At 69.5% G+C, this 19,207-nt stretch carries 17 protein-coding genes; 8 read left to right on the top strand and 9 right to left on the bottom strand.

Features of this window, described 5'->3' with window-relative positions; genetic code table 11:
* Positions 1 to 44 precede the first annotated feature (44 nt).
* From hemB to ACFCQI_RS05690, 3 genes are all read left to right on the top strand, one after another.
* Positions 45 to 1,034 (top strand): porphobilinogen synthase, encoded by a 990-nt coding sequence (gene hemB / locus ACFCQI_RS05700; protein WP_395120416.1) that lies wholly within the window; start codon positions 45 to 47, stop codon positions 1,032 to 1,034.
* Positions 1,035 to 1,115: 81 nt separating this feature from the next.
* The gene (locus tag ACFCQI_RS05695) at positions 1,116 to 1,751 is read left to right on the top strand and encodes a hypothetical protein (RefSeq protein WP_395120415.1); all 636 of its coding nucleotides are present in this window, start codon (positions 1,116 to 1,118) and stop codon (positions 1,749 to 1,751) included.
* 202 nt (positions 1,752 to 1,953) lie between these two features.
* Entirely contained in the window at positions 1,954 to 3,525 is a 1,572-nt protein-coding gene (locus tag ACFCQI_RS05690) for a sulfotransferase (protein ID WP_395120414.1), read from the top strand.
* A 16-nt stretch (positions 3,526 to 3,541) separates the two neighbouring features.
* On the opposite strand, the gene ACFCQI_RS05685 is transcribed toward ACFCQI_RS05690, so the two are convergent.
* Positions 3,542 to 5,578, bottom strand: coding sequence for a transglycosylase SLT domain-containing protein (locus tag ACFCQI_RS05685; RefSeq protein ID WP_395120412.1), 2,037 nt, complete (start codon positions 5,576 to 5,578; stop codon positions 3,542 to 3,544).
* A gap of 128 nt (positions 5,579 to 5,706) precedes the next feature.
* Here ACFCQI_RS05685 and ACFCQI_RS05680 point away from each other — a divergent pair, with 128 nt between their 5' ends.
* Positions 5,707 to 7,314, top strand: a complete 1,608-nt coding sequence (locus tag ACFCQI_RS05680; RefSeq protein WP_395120411.1) for a glycoside hydrolase family 17 — start codon at positions 5,707 to 5,709, stop codon at positions 7,312 to 7,314.
* Here ACFCQI_RS05680 and ACFCQI_RS05675 read toward each other — a convergent pair.
* From ACFCQI_RS05675 to ACFCQI_RS05655, 5 genes are all read right to left on the bottom strand, one after another.
* Positions 7,216 to 7,632: a hypothetical protein gene (locus ACFCQI_RS05675; protein ID WP_395120410.1), complete on the bottom strand. Its 417-nt coding sequence runs from the start codon at positions 7,630 to 7,632 to the stop codon at positions 7,216 to 7,218. The genes ACFCQI_RS05680 and ACFCQI_RS05675 overlap by 99 nt on opposite strands.
* Positions 7,629 to 8,441, bottom strand: a complete 813-nt coding sequence (locus tag ACFCQI_RS05670; protein WP_395120409.1) for an endonuclease/exonuclease/phosphatase family protein — start codon at positions 8,439 to 8,441, stop codon at positions 7,629 to 7,631. Before ACFCQI_RS05670 ends, ACFCQI_RS05675 begins: the two co-directional genes overlap by 4 nt.
* Positions 8,442 to 8,580: 139 nt before the next feature.
* A complete protein-coding gene (locus ACFCQI_RS05665; RefSeq protein WP_395120408.1) occupies positions 8,581 to 9,231 on the bottom strand; it encodes a thiol:disulfide interchange protein DsbA/DsbL in 651 nt (216 codons plus the stop codon).
* A gap of 33 nt (positions 9,232 to 9,264) precedes the next feature.
* On the bottom strand, positions 9,265 to 10,149 hold the full coding sequence (locus tag ACFCQI_RS05660; protein ID WP_395120407.1) for a thiol:disulfide interchange protein DsbA/DsbL: 885 nt from the start codon (positions 10,147 to 10,149) through the stop codon (positions 9,265 to 9,267).
* 44 nt (positions 10,150 to 10,193) lie between these two features.
* Positions 10,194 to 10,952 (bottom strand): c-type cytochrome, encoded by a 759-nt coding sequence (locus tag ACFCQI_RS05655; RefSeq protein WP_395120406.1) that lies wholly within the window; start codon positions 10,950 to 10,952, stop codon positions 10,194 to 10,196.
* Between the two features lie 112 nt (positions 10,953 to 11,064).
* On the opposite strand from ACFCQI_RS05655, the gene yihA reads away from it, so the two are divergent.
* On the top strand, positions 11,065 to 11,715 hold the full coding sequence (gene yihA, locus ACFCQI_RS05650) for a ribosome biogenesis GTP-binding protein YihA/YsxC (protein ID WP_395120405.1): 651 nt from the start codon (positions 11,065 to 11,067) through the stop codon (positions 11,713 to 11,715).
* 35 nt (positions 11,716 to 11,750) lie between these two features.
* Here yihA and ACFCQI_RS05645 read toward each other — a convergent pair whose 3' ends face one another.
* The 3 genes from ACFCQI_RS05645 to ACFCQI_RS05635 all read right to left on the bottom strand — a co-directional run bounded on the left by ACFCQI_RS05645 (position 11,751) and on the right by ACFCQI_RS05635 (position 15,611).
* Entirely contained in the window at positions 11,751 to 14,456 is a 2,706-nt protein-coding gene (locus tag ACFCQI_RS05645; protein ID WP_395120404.1) for a putative bifunctional diguanylate cyclase/phosphodiesterase, read from the bottom strand.
* 8 nt (positions 14,457 to 14,464) lie between these two features.
* A complete protein-coding gene (locus ACFCQI_RS05640) occupies positions 14,465 to 14,968 on the bottom strand; it encodes a prepilin-type N-terminal cleavage/methylation domain-containing protein (RefSeq protein ID WP_395120403.1) in 504 nt (167 codons plus the stop codon).
* Between the two features lie 151 nt (positions 14,969 to 15,119).
* The gene (locus ACFCQI_RS05635) at positions 15,120 to 15,611 is read right to left on the bottom strand and encodes a GAF domain-containing protein (RefSeq protein WP_395120402.1); all 492 of its coding nucleotides are present in this window, start codon (positions 15,609 to 15,611) and stop codon (positions 15,120 to 15,122) included.
* A gap of 56 nt (positions 15,612 to 15,667) precedes the next feature.
* On the opposite strand from ACFCQI_RS05635, the gene bioD reads away from it, so the two are divergent.
* From bioD to dcp, 3 genes are all read left to right on the top strand, one after another.
* Positions 15,668 to 16,360, top strand: a complete 693-nt coding sequence (gene bioD / locus ACFCQI_RS05630) for a dethiobiotin synthase (protein WP_395120401.1) — start codon at positions 15,668 to 15,670, stop codon at positions 16,358 to 16,360.
* Positions 16,361 to 16,424: 64 nt separating this feature from the next.
* Positions 16,425 to 16,772, top strand: a complete 348-nt coding sequence (locus tag ACFCQI_RS05625) for a hypothetical protein (RefSeq protein WP_395120400.1) — start codon at positions 16,425 to 16,427, stop codon at positions 16,770 to 16,772.
* A gap of 126 nt (positions 16,773 to 16,898) precedes the next feature.
* Complete coding sequence (dcp, locus tag ACFCQI_RS05620) at positions 16,899 to 19,109, top strand: peptidyl-dipeptidase Dcp (RefSeq protein ID WP_395120399.1); 2,211 nt, start codon at positions 16,899 to 16,901, stop codon at positions 19,107 to 19,109.
* Positions 19,110 to 19,207 lie beyond the last annotated feature (98 nt).

Here is a 19,207-nt window from a genome sequence, read left to right as displayed (position 1 = left end):
GGCAAAGGCGTAAAATAGAGGGCTGCCGACTTGCGAGTACCGCCATGAGCTTTCCCGCCACCCGCATGCGCCGCATGCGCCGCGACGCCTTCTCTCGCGCGCTGATGCGCGAGCACACCTTGCTGCCGGGCGACCTGATCATGGTCGCCTTCGTGATCGAGGGTGAGGGTCGGCGCGAAGCGGTGCCGTCGATGCCCGGCGTGGATCGGCTCTCGATCGACGAACTGCTGAAGCTGGCCGGCGAATGCGTGCGCCTGGGCATTCCCGCGCTGGCCCTGTTCCCCTCGCCCGGCGCCGGGGTGAAATCGCTCGACGCCGCCGAGGCGTGGAACCCCGACAACCTGATGCACCGCGCCACCCGCGCGCTGAAGGCGAAGTATCCCGAGCTGGGCCTGATCGGCGACGTCGCGCTCGACCCGTACACCACCCACGGCCAGGACGGCCTGATCGACGAGCACGGTTACGTGATGAACGAGCCCACCGTCGAGGCGCTGGTGAAGATGTCGCTGGCGCAGGCCGCGGCGGGCATGGATATCGTGGCGCCGTCGGACATGATGGACGGCCGCGTCGGCACCATCCGCGATGCGCTGGAAGCGGCCGGCCATATCCACACCCGCATCCTCGCCTACTCGGCGAAATATGCCTCCGCGTTCTACGGCCCGTTCCGCGATGCGGTCGGTTCCTCGGCCAACCTCGGCAAGGGCAACAAGCACACCTACCAGATGGACGTGGGCAACAGCGACGAGGCCCTGCGCGAGGTCGAGCTGGACCTGCTCGAAGGCGCCGACATGGTGATGGTGAAACCGGGCCTGCCGTACCTCGACGTGCTGCGCCGGGTGAAGGACGCCTTCGGCGCACCCACCTTCGTCTACCAGGTCAGCGGCGAATACGCGATGCTCAAGGCCGCCGCGCAGAACGGCTGGCTGGACGAAAAGGCGGTGGTGCTCGAATCGCTGACCGCGTTCAAGCGCGCCGGTGCGGATGCGATCCTCACCTATTACGCGGTGGATGCGGCGCGGTGGTTGCGCGAGTAGCGGGCTTGCCTTTCCTCCGCTGAGGAACGTCTCCGGAAACGACGAATCGGGTTTGCCATGACGGGTCGCGGAAAATACCTGATGGCCTCTCTGGCGGTGCTGTTGATTGCCGTGTTCTGCTTGTGCACGGCGCTCGCGGTCTGGGGGCGCGTAACCGTCCATATACGCGGGCCGGCGAACACGCATGCGGCGGTGGCACCTGCCCCGGCGGGTGCCGCGTCTGTTCCTGGTTATCTGGTGGAGACAACCGGGATCGACGAGACGGGTACGCATACCGATCGCTTTCTCCAGGAGCCTGACTATGTCCTTGCCGCGTTTGGCGGCCAACTGCTTGGAGCGGATCGCGGCGAGTGGGGCGGAGAACTCGTGTTTCGCGATGCGGGCGGTACGGTGCATCCGGTACTCAAGGGAAACGTGCGCGGCATCGTGAAGATGCCGTTCGGGCTGATCGTGCTCACCGGATTGAACCATCTGGGGAGCGGTGCCGGTGCCATTTTTCGCGTGGAGCAGCACCGCGATGGCGAAGTTGTCGCCACGCGGAAGTATTCCCTCCGCGGTGGCCCGAATGATGCGCGTTGGACAACCGACGGCGATCTGGTTTTCTCGATCCACTATGTGTCTCGTGATGGCTTGTTCAGACGAACGCGTATGCAATGCCTGTTGCTGGATCGCTCGGGTGACCTGCGAAGGCTGCCCTGCCTGATGGTTGGTGGATGACCGTTGAGGCAAAAGCGGCCATGGCGAGCTGCTTTCGATTTCCGGCATGTCAGGGGGCGTCGGAACATGGACTTTCGGTCGCTCGCGACAGCAGGGTTGCGTTCGCTCTTTGATGCGGTGCCTGCGCTCGCGTAAGCTGGCCGATGGGGCTGCACAGCGGCCACAGGGGCGAACGAGGATGGGGGCGTTGCAGGATCATCCGTTGACGAGCGACCGTGCCGCCGGCTTGCCGGCGGCGGCGCGGGCGTTGCTCGCGCGTGCTTCCGCAGCGCTGGATGCGCACGACCTGCCGGCTGCCGAGGCGGCGCTCGATGGCGTGCTGGCGATGCTGCCCGATTGTGCCGAGGCCTTGCGCATGCAGGGGCTGGTGCGGCACGTGCGCGGCGATTACGTGACGGCGGTGGCTTTCCTGCAGCGGGCGCGGGCGTTGCTGCCGGACGACCCGCTGGTGCGCATGAACCTGGCCACGGCGCTGTTCGCCGCTGGCGAGCCTGCGACGGCAATGGCTGGCCTGGAGCGATGCTGTGCCAAGGCGCCGGACTTTGCGCCGGCGTGGTTCAACCTCGGCAAGATGTACATGCTGCAGCAGCGTCCGGCCGGGGCGATCACCGCCTTGCATCGTGCGCTGGATGCCGAGCCCGGCCACGTGCCGGCGCGGATGCTGCTGGCGCAGGCGCAGGCGAGCCTGGGTGCGTTGGGTCCGGCCGGAGACAGTTATCGTGCGGTGCTGCGCCTGCAGCCGGACCTGGCCGATGCCTGGGTCGGCCTCGCCGATCTGGAGACGGCGTCGTTCGGCGCGGCCGACGTCGCGCATCTGGAACAACTGCTGCGTTCGCCGCTGGCCAGTCAGCGCGCGCGGGTGTGCCTGGGTTTTGCGTTGACCCGCGCGCTGGAGGACCAGGGTGACTACGCCGGCGCATTTCGCGCGCTGCGCAAGGCCAATGCGCAGATGTACCGCGCGCTGGCCTGGAAGCCGGCCAAGTCCCGCGCGCAGGCGCAGGCGATGCGCCGGGTGTTCGAGACGCGGCGGACGGACGCCATCGACGCGCGGCTGGGCGAGGGCATGGTGTTCGTGGTCGGCATGCCGCAGGCCGGGTCGCTGCTGACCGCGCAGGTGCTGGCCGCGCATCCGGCGGTGGCGGTGGTCGACGAATCGAATGCGGTCGAAGAGGTGCTCAAGGCCGAAACGCAACGCCGGCAGCAGCCGCGCGTGCAGTGGATGTCGCAGGCCACGCCGGCGGACTGGCAGCGACTGGGCCGGGATTACCTCGCCCGCGCCGAAGCGGCACGCGGACGCAAGGCCTGCCTGGTCGACCGCACGCCGGGCAACTGGCGGCTGGTCGGGGCGATCCTCGCGATGCTGCCGGGCGCGCGCGTGGTCGACAGCCGCCGCCGCGCGCTGGAAACCTGTTTCGCGTGCTACCGGCAGTTGTTCCTCGATCGTCACGAGTTCAGCTACGACCTCGACCACGTCACCGGCTACTGGAGCGATTACGACGCGTTGTGCCGGCACTGGCGGCAGCTGTATCCCGGCCGCTTTCTCGAACACCACTACGAGGCATGGCGTGCCGAACCGGCGTTGCAGGTACGTCGCCTGCTGGCGTTCTGCGCGTTGCCGTTCGCGCCAGCCTGCGTCGACGTGCATGGCGGCGGCGAGCGCCATGCCGGCAGCGTGGACGCGTTGATGCGCCGGGACAGCGAGCGCTGCGCCGCCTACGGCGTGGAGCTGAAGCGGTTGCGCGCGTTGCTGGGGATGCGCACCGCCGACGCGTGAATGGCGAGGGCGGCGATCAGCGTGTGCTCGGCACCGGCGCCGACGTCGAAGCGCTGCCCGCCGGCGCCTCCGCCGGGCACTGCACCACGCGACGCGGCGTGCCCGGGCCCGGGGTTGCGAGCGGCTGGCCGATCGCGCCCATGCGCCGCGCCAGTGGCACCACCGCCTGGTTGAGGCGCCAGTCGTAGATCACGCTGAAGGCCATCACGCGGGCCACGTATTCGCGGGTTTCCTTGTACGGGATGGTGGCGACGAACAGGTCCGGCGCCAGCGTGCCGCGTTCGGCCAGCCACACGTCGACGCGGTTCGGCCCGGCGTTGTAGGCCGCGCTGGCGAGCCAGGTCGAGCCGTCGAAACGCTGCGCCATCTGCGCCAGGTAGCGCGTGCCCAGCGCGATGTTCACCACCGGGTCGTACAGGCTGGCAGCGCCGTCCCATGGCAGGCCGGCGGCACGCGCCACCAGCGCGCCCGTGGCCGGCAGCAGCTGCATCAGGCCGCGGGCGTCGGCGCCGGAACGCGCGTCGCTCATCCACGCGCTCTCGGCGCGCAGGATCGCGTACGCCCACGCCGGATAGATGCCGGCCTGCTCGGCCTGCGGCACCAGGCCGTCCTGGCTGGCCAGCGGGAAACGCAGGTCGTACAGGCGCAGCGCGTCGCCGCTGCTGAGCGTGAACACCGCGCGGTCGTACCAGCCACGCCGGTTGGCCAGGTCGGCGGCGAGGCGCTGGGTGGCCGCGTCGGTGCCTTGCAGCGCGCGGTTCCATTCGCGCCGGGCCAGTCGCGGCAGGTCCACCGCGAACAATTCGAACGCACGCTGCAGGGCGGGGCGGGCCAGCAACTGCTGCTCGCGCTGCGGATCGTCGGCCAGGCTCAGCGGGCAGATGGCGTAGTCCTGATGCAGGCGGTCGGCGGCGAGGAAGCCGAAGTAGGTGGCCTGTCCGGCCAGCGCGGCGTATTGCCGTTGCGCGGCTGCGGCGTCGCCGGTGGCGGCGAGCGCACGGGCGCGGAAGTACTGCCATTCGTCGCCCTGCTGCAGCGACGGCGGCATCGCCGCGATCGCCGCCAACACGGCCGGCCAGTTCATCCGCGCCAGCGCCACTCGCGCGCGCCATTCGCGGGTGCTGTCGTCCTGCGCGGCGGCGGGCAGCGCGACGAGACGGGCGAGCGCGTCGTCGTCGAAGTCGGTGGCGTGGAACAGCGCCAGCGCGCGCAGGATGTCGTTGCGCTGCGCGGTGTCGAACGTCAAACGCGGCTGCAACTGCCGCCACGCGTCGTCGGCGCGGTCCACGTCGCGCCGCGCCTGTCGCACCAGCGCCAGCGTCGCGGCCTGCCGCGCGCGCGGCGTGTCGCTCCATTGCAGGGCCTTGGCCAGCGCCGCGGCCGGGTCGCGCAAGGCCAGCGCCAGCTGCTGCGCGTCGGCCTGCTGGGCGGCGGGCAACCAGCTCGCCAGGCTGGCGATGGTGCCGGCCTGCCCGGCGTCGGCGGCGCGGTCGATGCGCGTCCACAACCTTGCGGCGGTGAGCAGGCCCTGGCGCTGCGCGGCATCGAGCACCGGGTCGCAGGCGTCGGGCAGGTTCGGCTGCGACCACAGCGCGGCGAGATCGCGATCGAAATCCAGCGTGGCACCTTGCGCGAGCCTGGCCTGCAGCGCGTCGCAGCTCAACGTGTCGCCAAGGCCCGCCTGGTACAGGGCGAGAAAACCGCTCCAATCCTGCCGCCGCGCCAGCTCGCGCAGGAAGCTGCGGCGCAGGTCGGCGGCGGGCAGCCAGTCCGGATACTGCGCGAGGTAGGCCTCGACGGTGGCGCGGTCGACGGTGCGGATGTCGTGCTCCAGCGCCGCCGCCTGCAGGTAGGGATACAGCGGGTAGTCGTGCAGCGTGCCGGCGAGGGCGCGCCAGTCGTCGCCCTGCTGGGCCGCCGCATAGGCCTGCTTGAACGTGGCGCGTTGCGCCGGCGTCGGCTCGGCGGCCTGCGCAAGGCCGATGAACAGGCAGGCACCGGCCAGCAGCAGGCCGCCCGCGCGTGCCAGCCGGGGAGAGGTGAAAGCAGGCATGCGTACTCCGCGATTCGATCTGCCCGCAGTGTAGTGGAACGCCCGCGGCCGCTTGTGTGGACCGGGTGAACACATGGCGCGCCCTGCTAAGCTGGCACGCTGATTCGTCGCCATCCACGGTTTGCCGCATGTCATCCGAAGCTGCGCCTGTTGTCCGTCGGGAGCCTCTGGCGTGGCTGGCCTTGCTGCTGGCAGCCCTGGCATCGCTGTACGGCTGGTGGGCGATCGGCCGGCCGGTGGCGTTGCCCGATGCGCCCACCTCGCGCATCGCCTGCGTGTCGTATGCACCGTTCCGGCTGGCGGGCGAGTCGCCGCTGGATGCCTCGGCCTTCGTCAGCGCCGAGCGCGTCGACGCGGACTTGCGCGCGCTGTCGCAGCGCTTCGATTGCGTGCGCACCTACTCGCAGGGGCAGGGCCTCAGCGCGGTACCGCGGATCGCCCGGCGCTATGGCATGAAGGTGCTGCTGGGCATCTGGCTGGGACATGATCCCGAGGCCAATGCCGAACAGATCCGCCTCGGCATCGCCACGGCGCGCGCCTACCCGGACGTGGTGCGTGCGGTGATCGTCGGCAACGAGGTGCTGCTGCGCGGCGAGCTGTCGTCGGCGCAGCTGGCGGCCGATTTGGCGCGTGTGCGCGAGGCGGTGCCCGAGCCGGTGACCTATGCCGACGTGTGGGAGTTCTGGTTGCGCCATCCCGAGCTGGCTGCCTCCGTGGATTACCTCACCATCCACATCCTGCCGTACTGGGAAGACCAGCCGGTGCCGCCGGAGCGGGCGGTGCAGCACGTGGCGGCGGTGTACGCGAAGGTGGGCGCGGCGTTTCCGGGGCGGCGCGTGATGATCGGAGAGACCGGCTGGCCCAGCGCCGGCCGCCCGCGCCAGGCGGCCAGCGCCAGCGTGGTGGACGAGGCGCGCTACCTGCGCGACTTCCTGCGCTACGCGGAGGAAACCGGCCTGCCGTACAACGTGATCGAGGCGTTCGACCAGCCGTGGAAGCGCACGCAGGAAGGCACGGTGGGCGGCTACTGGGGCATTTTCGACGCGCAGGCGCAGCCGAAATTCGCGATGACCGGGCCGGTGGTCGAGATGGCGCGCTGGTGGCTGGGCTGGCTGGCCGCGGCGCTCGGTGGCGTGATCTTCGCGCTGGCCGGCGCATGGCGACGTCGCCGGAACGGCTGGCGCGAACGGCTGGCGCTGGGCCTGGCCGGCGTGGCCAGCGGCGGCGCCGTCGCCTGGCAGTGCCGGCAGATGTGGTTTGCCTGCCGCAACCCGTGGGAGTGGACGATCTCGCTGGCCGCCTGCGTGCTGGCCGTGTTCACCGCGCTGCGGCTGGCGCGCTGGATTGCCGGGCGACTGGCCGGCACGCCGCGGCCGGGTGGCCCCGGCGGCTGGCGCACGCTGTGGCTGTTCGCGCTGGCGTATTACGGCCTGCTGCTGGTGTTCGACGGGCGATATCGCGATTTTCCGCTGGGCCTGTTCGCGCTGCCGTGCGTGGGCCATGCGCTGGCGGGGTGGCTGTCCCGCGCGAGCGAGCGGGCGCGGCCCACGCTGGAACAGCGCTTCCTTGCCGCGTGCCTGCCGCTGCTGGGCGTGGTCGTGGTCGCGCAGGAGGCCGGGCTCAACCCGACCGCGTGGTCATGGCTGGTGCTGAACCTGCTGCTTGCCTGGCCGGTCTGGCATGCGTGGCGCGCGGGCGTCCGCCTGCAGGCGCAGCAGGCGCAGGCTGCCCAGTAGCAAGGCCAGCGCGCCGGCCTCGGCGCCGTACAACTGCATGGCGAACACGCCCAGCGCCGCGGCCAGCCAGGCCAGCGACAGGCGCCGCAACAACCACGCCGGCAGCAGCGCGATGAGCGCGAGCGTGCCGTAGACGTGATGCAGGAAGCCGAGCACCAGCCACGTGCGCAGCGTGCACCACGCGGGGCCGTGGCCGCTGCCGCAGAGCTGCCCGATCGCGCTGGATTCGATCAGCCCGAAGCGCAGCGCGGTGGCGCCCAGGCCCACTGCCAGCAGCGCCAGCCACCATGCCGCCGCGCGCCACGGCAGCGAGGTCATCGGTGCTTCCGCTTCGCGCTGCGGCCGCCGACGCTGGCGGGCAGGCGGATTTCCGCGGCCACCGGCAGGTGGTCGGAGAACGCCTGCGGCAGCGTCCAGGTTTTCTCCAGCTGGATCGCCTCGGAGGTGAGGATGTGGTCCAGCGCCCGCCGCGGCTTCCAGCTGGGAAAGGTGGGCGTGGGCTGCGCCGGGGGCTGCAGGCTGCTCTTGTTGAACAGCTGGCGCATCTCCGCGCTGCCCGGTTCGGTGTTGAGGTCGCCCATCAGCACGGCGTGGCGGAAATCCTGCAGCAGCTCGGCGATGAAACCGAGCTGGCGTGCGCGCGCCGGGGCGCTCAGCGAAAGATGGGCAATCATCACCGCCAGCGCGTCCTCCCCTTCGCCGAACTGCGCCAGCAGCGCGCCGCGGCCGGGGATGCGGCTGGGCAGCGGGTAGTCCATCACCGAGGTCGGTTCGAGCCGGCTGATCAGGCCGTTGGCCGAATGCGCCAGCCGCGCCACCGGCCGGTTGGGCTGGTGGCTCCAGAACGGCAGGCCGGAGGTCTCGGCGAGGTAACGGGTCTGGTTGAGGAAGCCCGAGCGCAGGCTGCCGGCGTCGGCTTCCTGCAGGCCGATCACGTCGAAGCCGGCCAGCACCTCGGCCAGGCGGTCGAGGTTGTCCATCTTGCTGCGTCCGGGCAGCACCGCGTTGAGGCTGCGGGTCAGGTAGTCGCGGTAATGCGCCACGCTGGCGCCGGCCAGGATGTTGCAGCTGAGCAGGCGCAGGCGACGCTCGGCAGGTGCGGTGGCAGGGGTGGCGGCACGGTTCATGGCAGCACGCGGCAGAAGAGGGGAGCGGATGCCTTCAGCAGCCGGCCTGGCCACCCGCCTGAGCTGCAGCATGCGCGCCGCCGCGTGAACGCGACGATGGCGGCGCGATCCGCCGCCGCGCAGGGCCGCCTGGCGGGAGCTACTTGCCGGCCAGTTCGCGCTTGGCCAGCCACAGCGCCACCGCCAGCATGTGCTCGTGCGAGCGCACCGTGGCAACGACGTACTTGCCGTCGACCACCAGGGTCGGCGTGCCGTCGACTTGCCAGGTGCGCAGCAGGTCGAGGTCGCGCTTCATCTTCTCGGTGGTTTCCGGCGCCATCGCGATGCGCATGAACTCGTCGCGGTTGACCCCTTCGCGGGCGTAGAAATCGGCCAGCTCGTCCATCGAGTTGATCGGGTAATGCTCGCCGAACTTGGCCACGAACAGCTGCAGGTGGGTGCGCTCGACCACGCCCAGCTGCTTGGCCGCGTAATAGGCCCGCGCGAACGGCACCCATTGCTGGTTGAACGGCGCCGGCAACAGCTTGAACTCGACCCCGGCCGGCAGCTCCTTGCGCAGCTTCTCGGCATCCGGCGCGAACTCCGCGCAGTGGATGCAGCCGTAGGAGAACACCTCGACCAGCTCGACCTTGCCCTCGCTGCCGTAGCGCTGGTGCGGGGCGGGCAGGGTGACGTAATCGGTGCCTTCCGTGTACGGCGCCGGGTCGCTGGGCTGCGCGGTGCAGGCGCTGGCCAGCAGCAGGCTGGCGAGCAAGGCCAGGACGGGCAGGCGGGCGTATCGCTTGAACATCGGGTCGTTCTCCACGCGGATGGCGCCGGCGGCCTACTTGCCGGCCTGTTCCTTGGCGACCAGCCACTGGGTCAGCTCGATCGTCTGCGCATAGCCGCCAGTCGTGCTCGGGCCGTAGCGGTACTTGCCGTTGACGACCATCGAAGGCGTGCCGTCGATGCCGTACGCCTTGATCAGGTCGTCGGCGCGCTTCATCTTGGTGTTGACCGAGAACGAGTTGGCGACGGCGACGAATTCCTTCGGGTCCGCACCGAATTTCTGCGCGTAGAACTGCGCGATGTCCTCGATCGTGGGCCAGGCCTCCTTCGGCTTCAGCCCGCTGCCCTTGAGGTCGTAGGTGGAAATTTCGCCGGTCTTGAACGTGCCGTCGAACATCGCGTCGTAGCTCTTCTCGGCCAGGCCCAGCGCCTGCGCGGCGTAGTACGCGCGCTGGTAGACCACCCAGTTCTCGTCCGGGCGGAACGCCGCGGGCAGGTAATTCATCACCGCGCCGGCGGGCAGGCTCTTGCGGATCTGGTCGGCGGTGGTGTGGAACGCGTTGCAGGCCGGACAGCCGAAGGAGAACACCTCGGTCACCTCGACCTTGCCGGGGTGGCTGGTCGGCTGCGGCGGGTCGATCAGGAAGTAGTTCTTGCCCTCGACCCACTTGCCGTTGTCGACGAAGGGCACGGCCGGGGCGGCGGCGGTCGCGGCGCTTTCGGCGGGCGCGGGCGCGCTGTTGTCGTCGCCGGCGGGCGTGGCCGTGGCGGCGGCTGCCGTGCTGGCCGGCGCCGGCGTGCTGGCCGGGGCGGCCGGCGTCACCGAGGTCGCGGCTGCCGTGCTGGCGGGGGCTGGCGTGGCGGCCGGTTCGCCCTTGTCATGGCTGCAGGCGGCAAGCGCGAGCAGGGCGGCGCACAGGATCGGAAGACGCTTGAACATGACCACCTCGAATCGGTGAAACGGGAGACGCGCCGCGCGGGCGGTCAGGGCGTGGCGGCCGCCGCAGGCTTGCTCTCGGCGGGGTGCAGGCCTTCGATGTAGCTGGCCAGCGCGGCGATGTCCCTGGCGTCCAGCTTGGCGGCGATCGCGGGCATGATCTGCGAGCGGGTATCGGTGCCCCAGCTGGCGCCGTCGTGCCATGCCTTCAGCGTGGCCTCCACGTACTGCGCATGCTGGCCGGCCAGCTGCGGATACATCGCGCCGGGGTTGCCGCGGCCGTCGATGCTGTGGCAGGCCATGCAGGCCGGGATGCCGCGCGTGCTGTCACCCTGGCGGAACAACGTTTCACCCTGCTCGACCAGCGCCTGGTCGGCCACGCCGGGGCGCGAGCTCTGGCTGGCGAAATAGGCGCCGAGGTCGTGCATGTCCTGCACCGACAGCGGCGTGGCCATGCCCAGCATGATCGGGTTCTGGCGCTGGCCGGATTTGAAATCGGTCAGCTGGCGCACGATGTACTGCTCGCTCTGCCCGGCCAGTTTGGGGTACTGCGCATCGGCGGAGTTGCCGTCCATGCCGTGGCAGGCGCCGCAGACCGCGGCCTTGGCCTGGCCGGCGGCGGCATCGCCCGGCTTGACCGCCGCTTCGGCCACGCTGGCCGGCGCTGCTGCCGGCGCCGCGGCGCTCGCGGCGGCGGCGGGAGCCGGCGCCTCCTGGGCCATCACGGCCGTAGTGGAGAGCGCCAGCGCGAGAGCCAGGGCGGACCCGAACGCGGCGGGCCGAAAACCAGCGGAGCGAAAACTCATACACTTGACTCCCGAGAGACTTGCGAACACTGCCGACGGCGCACCGGAACGAAGCGGTGGGCAGAAACCGCAGAATTATCCCGTGCCATCCTACCTTGGTCAAACCGCTCCCATGCCGAATCCCCTCCAGGGCGCGCAGTTCATGCTCGCCGCGCACCGCCTCAGCCAGTTGCCCGCCGACGAGGGCGCCGAGGTGGCGTTCGCCGGCCGCTCCAACGCCGGCAAGTCCAGCGCGCTCAATGCGCTGACCAATCACAAGGGTCTGGCGCGCACGTCCAAGACGCCCGGGCGCACCCAGCAGATGGTCGCCTTCAGCCTGCCGTCGCCGCGCGAGGCCGCCGCGGCGGCGGTGGAAGCCGGCGCCGACCGGCGCCTGGTCGACCTGCCCGGCTACGGCTACGCCAAGGTGCCGCTGGACATGCGCGAACACTGGAAGCAGGAGATCGACGCCTACCTGCACCGTCGCCGCAGCCTGCGCGGCCTGGTGCTGATCGTCGACATCCGCCATCCGCTGAAGGAGTTCGACCGCCTGATGCTGCAGTTCTGCGCCGACACCGGCCTGCCCTGCCACGTGCTGCTGACCAAGGCCGACAAGCTCTCGCGCGGTGCCGGCACGCAGGCGCTGGCCGCCCTGCGCAAGCAATTTGCCGCCGAGGGGCTGCACGCCAGCGCGCAGGTGTTTTCCTCCTCCGCCGGCACCGGCGTGGACGAAGCGCGCGAGGCGGTGGCGAACCTGCTGCGACAGCCGCGCGCGGCGACCTGACCTGCGGCGCGCCGGCGCTCCCGCAGGGGCCGCCGTCAGCGCAGCCAGCGCTCGGCGAATTCGTCCGGTGGCAGCGGGCGACCGATCAGGTAGCCCTGGATGTAGTCGCAGCCCATGGCGACGAGCAGCGCGAGCTGGGTTTCTTCCTCGACGCCTTCCGCCACCACGCTGTAAGCCAGCGTCTTGGCCAGCGCGATGATGTGCCTGACGATTTCCTGCTGGCGCGGATCGCCGGAAAGCCCGCGGATGAAGGCCTGGTCGAGTTTGAGCACGTTGGCCGGGATGCGGGTCAGGTAGACCAGCGAGGAGTAGCCGGTGCCGAAATCGTCGAGCGCGACGCCGATGCCCGCGGCGCGCAACGCCACGAGGGATTCCCGCACCTTGTGCGAGTCGTTGACGGCGGTCGCCTCCAGTATCTCGATCTCCAGCCGGTCGACGTCGAGCCGGTAGCGCCCCAGGGCGGCCTGCACCCGCTCCACGACGGACGTCCGTTCGAATTGCACCGGCGACATGTTGATCGAGACCGGGATCGCCGCCAGGTTGTCGTCCTGCCATTGCCGCATCTGCGCGCAGGCCCGATCGAGCACCCACTCGCCCAGCCATGCGCCCAGGCCCATTTCATCGAGCAGGTGCACGAAGGTGGCCGGCAGGACCAGGCCGCGCGTGGGCGACAGCCAGCGGACCAGCGCTTCGGCGCCGACGATCCGGCGCGTGCGGGCGTCGATCTTCGGTTGGTAGTGCAGCACCAGTTCGCTTCTCTCGACCGCCTTGCGCAGTTCCTGGGTCAGGTCGAAATGGATTTTCGAGGTGCGGGTGAACTCGCTCGAGTAAAACTGGAAGCCGCCCGGCTGTCCGCGCTTGGACTTGTACATGGCGGCGTCCGCCATCTGCAGCAGTTCATCGAACTGGCTGGCGTTCGCCGGGTACAACGCGATCCCCATGCTGGCGGGCGTGTTGATCTGGTGTTCGCTCACGGTGATCGGTTCGGCCAGGGCGGCGCGCAAGTCACGCAGCCGGCGGTCGAGCGTCGCGTGTTCCTCGCCGCGCACCAGATCCTGCACCAGCACGACGAACTCGTCGCCGCCCAGGCGGGCCAGCACGTCGTCCGGATGCAACTGCTGCTGGAGGCTCGTCGCACACTGGAGCAGGAGCTGGTCACCACTGGCGTGGCCGAGCGTGTCGTTGACCTGCTTGAAGTTGTCCAGGTCGATCAGGATCAGCGCGGCGGCGGTCTGCTCGCGTTGCGCCCGCTCGATGGCCTGTTCGCAGCGCTCGCGCAGCAGCACCCGGTTCGGCAGGTCGGTCAGTGCATCGTAATGGGCCTGGTGATGGAGTCTTTCCTCCTGCGCCAGGCTGGACAGCGCGATGCCGATGCGGTCGGCAAGTGCCCGGCCACCCCGGACGGCGGTGTCGATCTGCTCGGGCAAGCCCAGGTATGCCAGCAGCAGCACCTGATGCAGGTGGTCGTCATGGCGGACCGGGAACGCAAGCAGGTGCGCGGGCAGCGCAGAGCCGAGCCGTCGCAGGAACTCCTCCGGCAGATGCGCTGGTGACAGGATGCATGCCGGTTGCGCGTGGCTCAGCGCGTCGAGCCCGAACCTGACGGTTGCCGTGCGCAGGCAAACGCCCGCGTGCGCGGGGTCATGCGTCAGCAGGTAGTAACCCGCCTCGCCGTCTCGCACCAGCAGGCCGGCGCCGTCGCTGGGGATGGCCTTGCGGATGTGGCCGAGCACCTCGCTGGCGACATGCTCCATGCGCGAGGCGCTGATGATGGCGCGGTCGAGGTCGCTCAGCAGGGCGAGCATGTGGAACCGGGATTCCAGGTTCATCGCCATGTCGTTGAACGTGCGCCCCAGTTCGGCGAACTCGTCGTTGCCGGCCAGTCGCAGGCGCGCCGTCAGGTCGCCGGCTGCGAGGCGGCGGGTGAGTCCGGTCAGCTGGTCGAGCGGCTTCATCTGGTGGCGGATCTGGCGCATGGCGAGCGCCGCGGCGACGGCCAGCGCCAGCAGCACGATGATCGGAAACAGATGGCGGAAATCCTCCAGCCGGCGCAGCGCGTCGGCTCGCGAGGTGGCCTGCATGACGACGAAGCCCGGGCTGTCGAGCGCGGGCAGAAACTTGAGCCGCCACAGCCCCACCAGCAGGTCCTCGCCCGAGGCATGCCATGGCACGGTGCCGCCGGTGCCGTTGCCGAGCGCAGACTCCAGCATGTGCCGGTCCAGCGGGGCGAGGCCGGGCGTGCAGAACATGGCGACGTAGTCGGCATCGAGGATGCAGTAGCGCTCGGGTGCGGAGTCGTTGCGCCACAGCGGAGCGGTCGCGATCTCGCCCACCAGGACTTGGCTGCGGGACGCGGACGGAACCAGCAATTGCACCGGGTGGCCGGCGGCCAGTCGCAGGATGCTCTTGCCGCGCGCCAGGCGGGCCTGCTGTGGCGCCGTCAAGTCGCGCGAGGGCTGCAGCGAGGTCGCGCTGAAACCGAGTTTCGCTGCCGCCGATGCGTCGCCGATGTGCTCGGCGGGAAGCTTTCGAAGGTCGCTCGCGCGGGCGTTGAGCAGCTCGATCAGGCTCATGCCGAACGATTTGCTGTCGGCCCGAAGTTGCTGGTAGGCCGAGTCCAGCAGCAGCGCGCTGACCTCGTGGTAGACGTACCAGGCCATGCCGCTCATGGGGATCAGTGCGGCCAGGAGAAACTGCAGGGTGAGGCGTCGACTGACCTTGCCGGGCAGGTAAATGCGCATCGTCGCGCCTAGAAATCCTGCGCCGTGCCGATGTAACTGCCGTTGCCCGCGCGCACGATGTCGTCGCGCGCGAAGCGTCCGGTCAACTGGGTCTGCGTACGGCCATCCGGTCCGGTGCTGTACAGGTCGAAGTCGGTGTTGATCGGATTCATGTTCCGGTCGCGGCGGACCTGGCCCGTTTTGGGCGGCGGATCGGTGTCGATCGGCAGATACCGGTACGGGTTGCCCCATGGATCGAGCGCCGGTTCGCTGATGCCGATCTCGGCCAGAGTGGCGGGATAGGTCCCCGACTGGGCGTGGTAGGTCTCCAGCGCCAGCGAGGTGGTGGTCATGAAGGCCGCGACTTCATTCGCCTTGACGCGGTTGCCGTACCGCGCATAGATCGGCATCGCCATGGCGACGAGCAGCCCCATGATGATGACTGCAATCATCATCTCGACCAGCGTGAACCCGGCGCTTGGCGTGGGCAGTCTCTTGTTCATGGCTACGGGTGGAGTGTTCGCGAGGCGCACCGAGCGGCAACGCCGGGATTCGGCAAATCGCCGGGCCCCTCATCGTTAGCGGCACGGGAGGATTGCGCTTGAGCGCCATGACGACGGGCGGGCAAGCGGCGCGCGACCACGCCCGGCGGGCGGTCACGCGCGCCGGGTCATCGCGAACCGATCAGGGCGTGACGACATCCATGAACACCGCGCACAGCGCTTCCATGCCGGCGCGGTCGTCCTCGTCGAAGCGATCGGTCACCGGGCTGTCGACGTCCCACACGCCGAGCAGCGAACCATCGCGGCGAACCAGCGGCACCACGATCTCCGATTGCGAGGCCGAGTCGCAGTAGATGTGGTTGGGGTGCGTGCTGACGTCGCGCACCAGCTGGGTCTGGCGCTCGCTCGCGGCGGTGCCGCAGACGCCACGGCCGAGCGCGATGCGGATGCATGCCGGCTTGCCCTGGAACGGGCCGACCACCAGCTCGGTGCCGTCGAACAGGTAGAACCCGGCCCAGTTCAATTGCGGCAGGCCGTGGTAGACCAGCGCGCTGAAATTGGCCGCGTTGGCGATCAGGTCCGGCTCGCCCTGCAGCAGGCCGCGCGCCTGCTGCACCAGGTGCTCATAGTGCTCCTGCTTGCTGGCGAAGGTGGGGGTCTCGAGCTCGAACATGCGAAGTCATCCGGCGGCAAAGGCGTATTATGCGCGCCCTCGCCACGGACATCCCGATGACAGACTCCCGCCACGCCGCGGTATTCATCGCCGGCACCGACACCGGCATCGGCAAGACCCATGCTTCCTGCACCTTGCTGCACGCCCTGCGCGATGCCGGTCACCGCAGTTGCGGCATGAAACCGGTGGCCAGCGGTTGCGCGGCGACGCCCGATGGCCTGCGCAACGACGACGCGCTGGCCCTGCAGGCGGCAGGCAGCGATCCCGCGCTGGCCTACGAGCGGATCAACCCGGTGGCGTTGCGCGATCCGCTGTCGCCGCATCTGGCGGCCGCGCGCGAGCACCGGCAGGTCACGCTGGCGCCGATGCGCGCCGCCTTCGAACAACTGCGCAGCGAACACCAGCGCGTGGTGGTCGAAGGCGTCGGCGGCTGGCTGGTGCCGCTGGCGCCCAAGCTGTTCGCCTCGGACATCGCCAGGCAATGGCAGTTGCCGGTGATCCTGGTGGTCGGCCTGCGCCTGGGCTGCCTCAACCACGCCCAGCTCAGCGCGCGCGCGATCGTCGCCGACGGCTGCCGCCTGATCGGCTGGATCGGCAACCACATCGACCCGGCGATGGAAGCGCAAGCCGAGAACCTGGCCACGCTGGGCGAGCTGCTGCCGGCGCCGTGCCTGGGCGTGCTGCCGCACGGCATGCCGCCGGCGCAGGCGGCCGGACGCTTGCACGCCGCCGTGGCGGCGCTCGGCTGACCTTCACGTCCGGCGTACCGGCGTGCGTGCTTGAATGGCCGCAGACCCGTTTCCGGAATGGCCAATGCCCCGCAACCGCTACTACCTCTCGATCGCCGACCTCGGCCACGCCCGCGGCGAGGACCCGCGTTTCAGCTACGCCGGTGCCGGCCCGAATGATTTCGCCGGCGCGCTGCAGCACGCCTTGCGCAGCGATGAGCTGTTCCAGCGCTGGCGCGCGGCGCAGCCCGACCCGGATGCGGTGGACGCCAGCCTCGGCAACACCGATCCGGCCGCCGAGGTGACGGCGAAAGTCGCCGACCTGCGCACCGACGTGGAGCTGACCACCGACCTGCCGATGAGCGTGCTGCGCCATCGGCTGTTCCTGCTGATCGGCGGCGGCTGGCAGCTGCGCGACCTGCGCGTGGCGTGATGGCGCTTCGCTGATCCGCGGTCCGCAGTTTCCTGCGAACGTTTGGAAAGCGGCGGCCGTATGGGTAAAGTCGGGGACTGCATTTCCATCCCGTCCCGCCGCGGACACCCAACGTTGGGGAACCTGATGCTTCGACTCCGCCTGCTCGTGATTGCCACCACGATCGCCCTCGCCGCCTGCTCGCAATCGCCGGGTGGCGCCGATGCCACGCCCGCGCCCGCGCCCACGTCGACAGCGAGCGCTTCCGCCACCGCCCCGGCCGATGCCATGACCAGCAACCCGTTCTTCCAGGCCAGCACGCTGCCGTTCCAGGCGCCGCCGTTCGACAAGATCACCGACGCCGACTACCAGCCGGCGATCGAGGAGGGCATGAAGCGGCAACTGGCCGAGGTGCAGAAGATCGCCGACAACCCCGAGCCGGCCACCTTCGAGAACACCTACGTGGCGCTGGAGAAAACCGGCGTGATGCTCGATCGCGTGATGGCGGTCTTCAACGGCGTCACCGCGGCGAATACCAACCCGACCCTGCAGAAAGTGCAGGAGGAAGAGGCGCCCAGGCTGGCCGCCCACCAGGACGCGATCTATCTCAACGACAAGTTGTTCAAGCGCATCGCGGCGGTCCACGACCAGCGCGACACGCTGAAGCTCGATCCGGAATCCGCGCGCCTGGTCCAGGTGGTCTACGACAACTTCGTGCATGCCGGCGCCAAGCTGTCCGACGCCGACAAGACCAAGCTGAAGGCGATGAACAAGGAGGAGTCCAGCCTCAGCACCGCGTTCACCAACAAGCTGCTGGCGGCCACCAAGGACGCCGCGCCGGTGATCGGCGACAAGAGCAAGCTGGCCGGCCTGAGCGATGCGGAAATCGCCGCCGCCAGTCGCGCCGCGGCCGATCGCAAGCAGGACGGCAAGTACGTGTTGCCGCTGCAGAACACCACCCAGCAGCCCGAGCTGCAGGATCTGACCGACCGTGCCACCCGCCAGCAGCTGTTCGAGGCGTCGTGGAACCGCGCCGAGCAGAACGACGCCAACGACACCCGCAAGACGATCGAGCGGCTGGCGCAATTGCGCGCGCAGGAGGCCGCATTGCTCGGCTATCCGAACTACGCCGCGTGGAAGCTGGAGGACCAGATGGCCAAGACACCGGCCACCGCGATGGGCTTCATGCAGAAGCTGGCGCCGGCTGCGGTGGCGCGTGCCACGCGCGAGGCCGCCGACATCCAGGCGCAGATCGACCAGGACCAGAAGGCCGCCGGGCAGCCCGGCTTCAAGCTGCAGCCGTGGGACTGGAACCACTACGCCGAGCAGGTGCGCAAGGCGAAGTACGACCTCGACGAAAACCAGATCAAGCCTTACTTCGAGCTGGACAACGTGCTCAAGAACGGCGTGTTCTACGCCGCCAACCAGCTCTACGGGCTGACCTTCAAGGAGCGCAAGGACATTCCGGTGTACCAGCCGGACGTGCGCGTGTTCGAGGTGTTCGACGCCGACGGCAAGTCGATGGCGCTGTTCTACTGCGACTACTTCAAGCGCGACAACAAGGGCGGCGGCGCCTGGATGGACAACTTCGTCGGCCAGTCGAAGCTGATGGACACCAAGCCGGTGATCTACAACGTCGCCAACTTCACCAAGCCGGCCGCGGGCCAGCCGGCGCTGCTGTCGTTCGATGACGTGATCACCATGTTCCACGAGTTCGGCCACGCGTTGCACGGCATGCTCGCCGACGAGCAATACCCCACCCTGTCCGGCACCAACACCGCGCGCGACTTCGTCGAGTTCCCGTCGCAGTTCAACGAGCATTGGGCGACCAACCCCAAGGTGTTCGCCAACTACGCCAAGAACTACAAGACCGGCGCGCCGATGCCGCAGGCGCTGGTCGACAAGATGAAGAAGGCCGGCAAGTTCAACATGGGCTACAACATGACCGAGCTGGTCGCCGCGGCGATGCTCGACATGAACTGGCACATGCTGGGCGCCGACGCACCGGTGCAGGACGCAGACAAGTTCGAGGCCGCCGCGCTGAAGAAGGACGGCGTGGACCTGAGCTACGTGCCGCCGCGCTACCGCTCCAGCTATTTCCAGCACATCTGGGGCAACGGCTACGCCGCCGGCTACTACGCCTACCTGTGGACGCAGATGCTGGCCGACGACGCCTTCATCGGGTTCAAGGACAACGGCGGCCTTACCCGCGCCAACGGCGACCGCTTCCGCAAGATGGTGCTCTCGCGCGGCAACACCGAGGACCTGGCCAAGATGTACAGGGACTGGCGCGGCCAGGACCCGAGCATCGAGCCGATGCTGGAAAACCGCGGCCTGAAGGACGCGCCGAAGAAGTAGTCGACGCGCCTCGACGCCATCCGACAGGCCCGCTTCGGCGGGCCTGTCGCTTTTCCGGAATGCAATTCGCCGTTGCCGATGCGGCGCGAAGATGGCGG

Origin of the sequence: Rhodanobacter sp. FW102-FHT14D06 (genome assembly GCF_043950705.1) — a bacterium.
GTDB lineage: Bacteria > Pseudomonadota > Gammaproteobacteria > Xanthomonadales > Rhodanobacteraceae > Rhodanobacter.
This window is presented reverse-complemented; position numbering and strand designations above follow the sequence as displayed.

Coding starts and splice junctions, on each gene's coding strand:
- hemB (WP_395120416.1), top strand. CDS start 45: ATGAGCTTTCCCGCCACCCGCATGCGCCGCATGCGCCGCGACGCCTTC.
- ACFCQI_RS05695 (WP_395120415.1), top strand. CDS start 1,116: ATGGCCTCTCTGGCGGTGCTGTTGATTGCCGTGTTCTGCTTGTGCACG.
- ACFCQI_RS05685 (WP_395120412.1), bottom strand. CDS start 5,578: ATGCCTGCTTTCACCTCTCCCCGGCTGGCACGCGCGGGCGGCCTGCTG.
- ACFCQI_RS05680 (WP_395120411.1), top strand. CDS start 5,707: ATGTCATCCGAAGCTGCGCCTGTTGTCCGTCGGGAGCCTCTGGCGTGG.
- ACFCQI_RS05675 (WP_395120410.1), bottom strand. CDS start 7,632: ATGACCTCGCTGCCGTGGCGCGCGGCGGCATGGTGGCTGGCGCTGCTG.
- ACFCQI_RS05670 (WP_395120409.1), bottom strand. CDS start 8,441: ATGAACCGTGCCGCCACCCCTGCCACCGCACCTGCCGAGCGTCGCCTG.
- ACFCQI_RS05665 (WP_395120408.1), bottom strand. CDS start 9,231: ATGTTCAAGCGATACGCCCGCCTGCCCGTCCTGGCCTTGCTCGCCAGC.
- ACFCQI_RS05660 (WP_395120407.1), bottom strand. CDS start 10,149: ATGTTCAAGCGTCTTCCGATCCTGTGCGCCGCCCTGCTCGCGCTTGCC.
- ACFCQI_RS05655 (WP_395120406.1), bottom strand. CDS start 10,952: ATGAGTTTTCGCTCCGCTGGTTTTCGGCCCGCCGCGTTCGGGTCCGCC.
- yihA (WP_395120405.1), top strand. CDS start 11,065: ATGCCGAATCCCCTCCAGGGCGCGCAGTTCATGCTCGCCGCGCACCGC.
- ACFCQI_RS05645 (WP_395120404.1), bottom strand. CDS start 14,456: ATGCGCATTTACCTGCCCGGCAAGGTCAGTCGACGCCTCACCCTGCAG.
- ACFCQI_RS05635 (WP_395120402.1), bottom strand. CDS start 15,611: ATGTTCGAGCTCGAGACCCCCACCTTCGCCAGCAAGCAGGAGCACTAT.
- bioD (WP_395120401.1), top strand. CDS start 15,668: ATGACAGACTCCCGCCACGCCGCGGTATTCATCGCCGGCACCGACACC.
- ACFCQI_RS05625 (WP_395120400.1), top strand. CDS start 16,425: ATGCCCCGCAACCGCTACTACCTCTCGATCGCCGACCTCGGCCACGCC.
- dcp (WP_395120399.1), top strand. CDS start 16,899: ATGCTTCGACTCCGCCTGCTCGTGATTGCCACCACGATCGCCCTCGCC.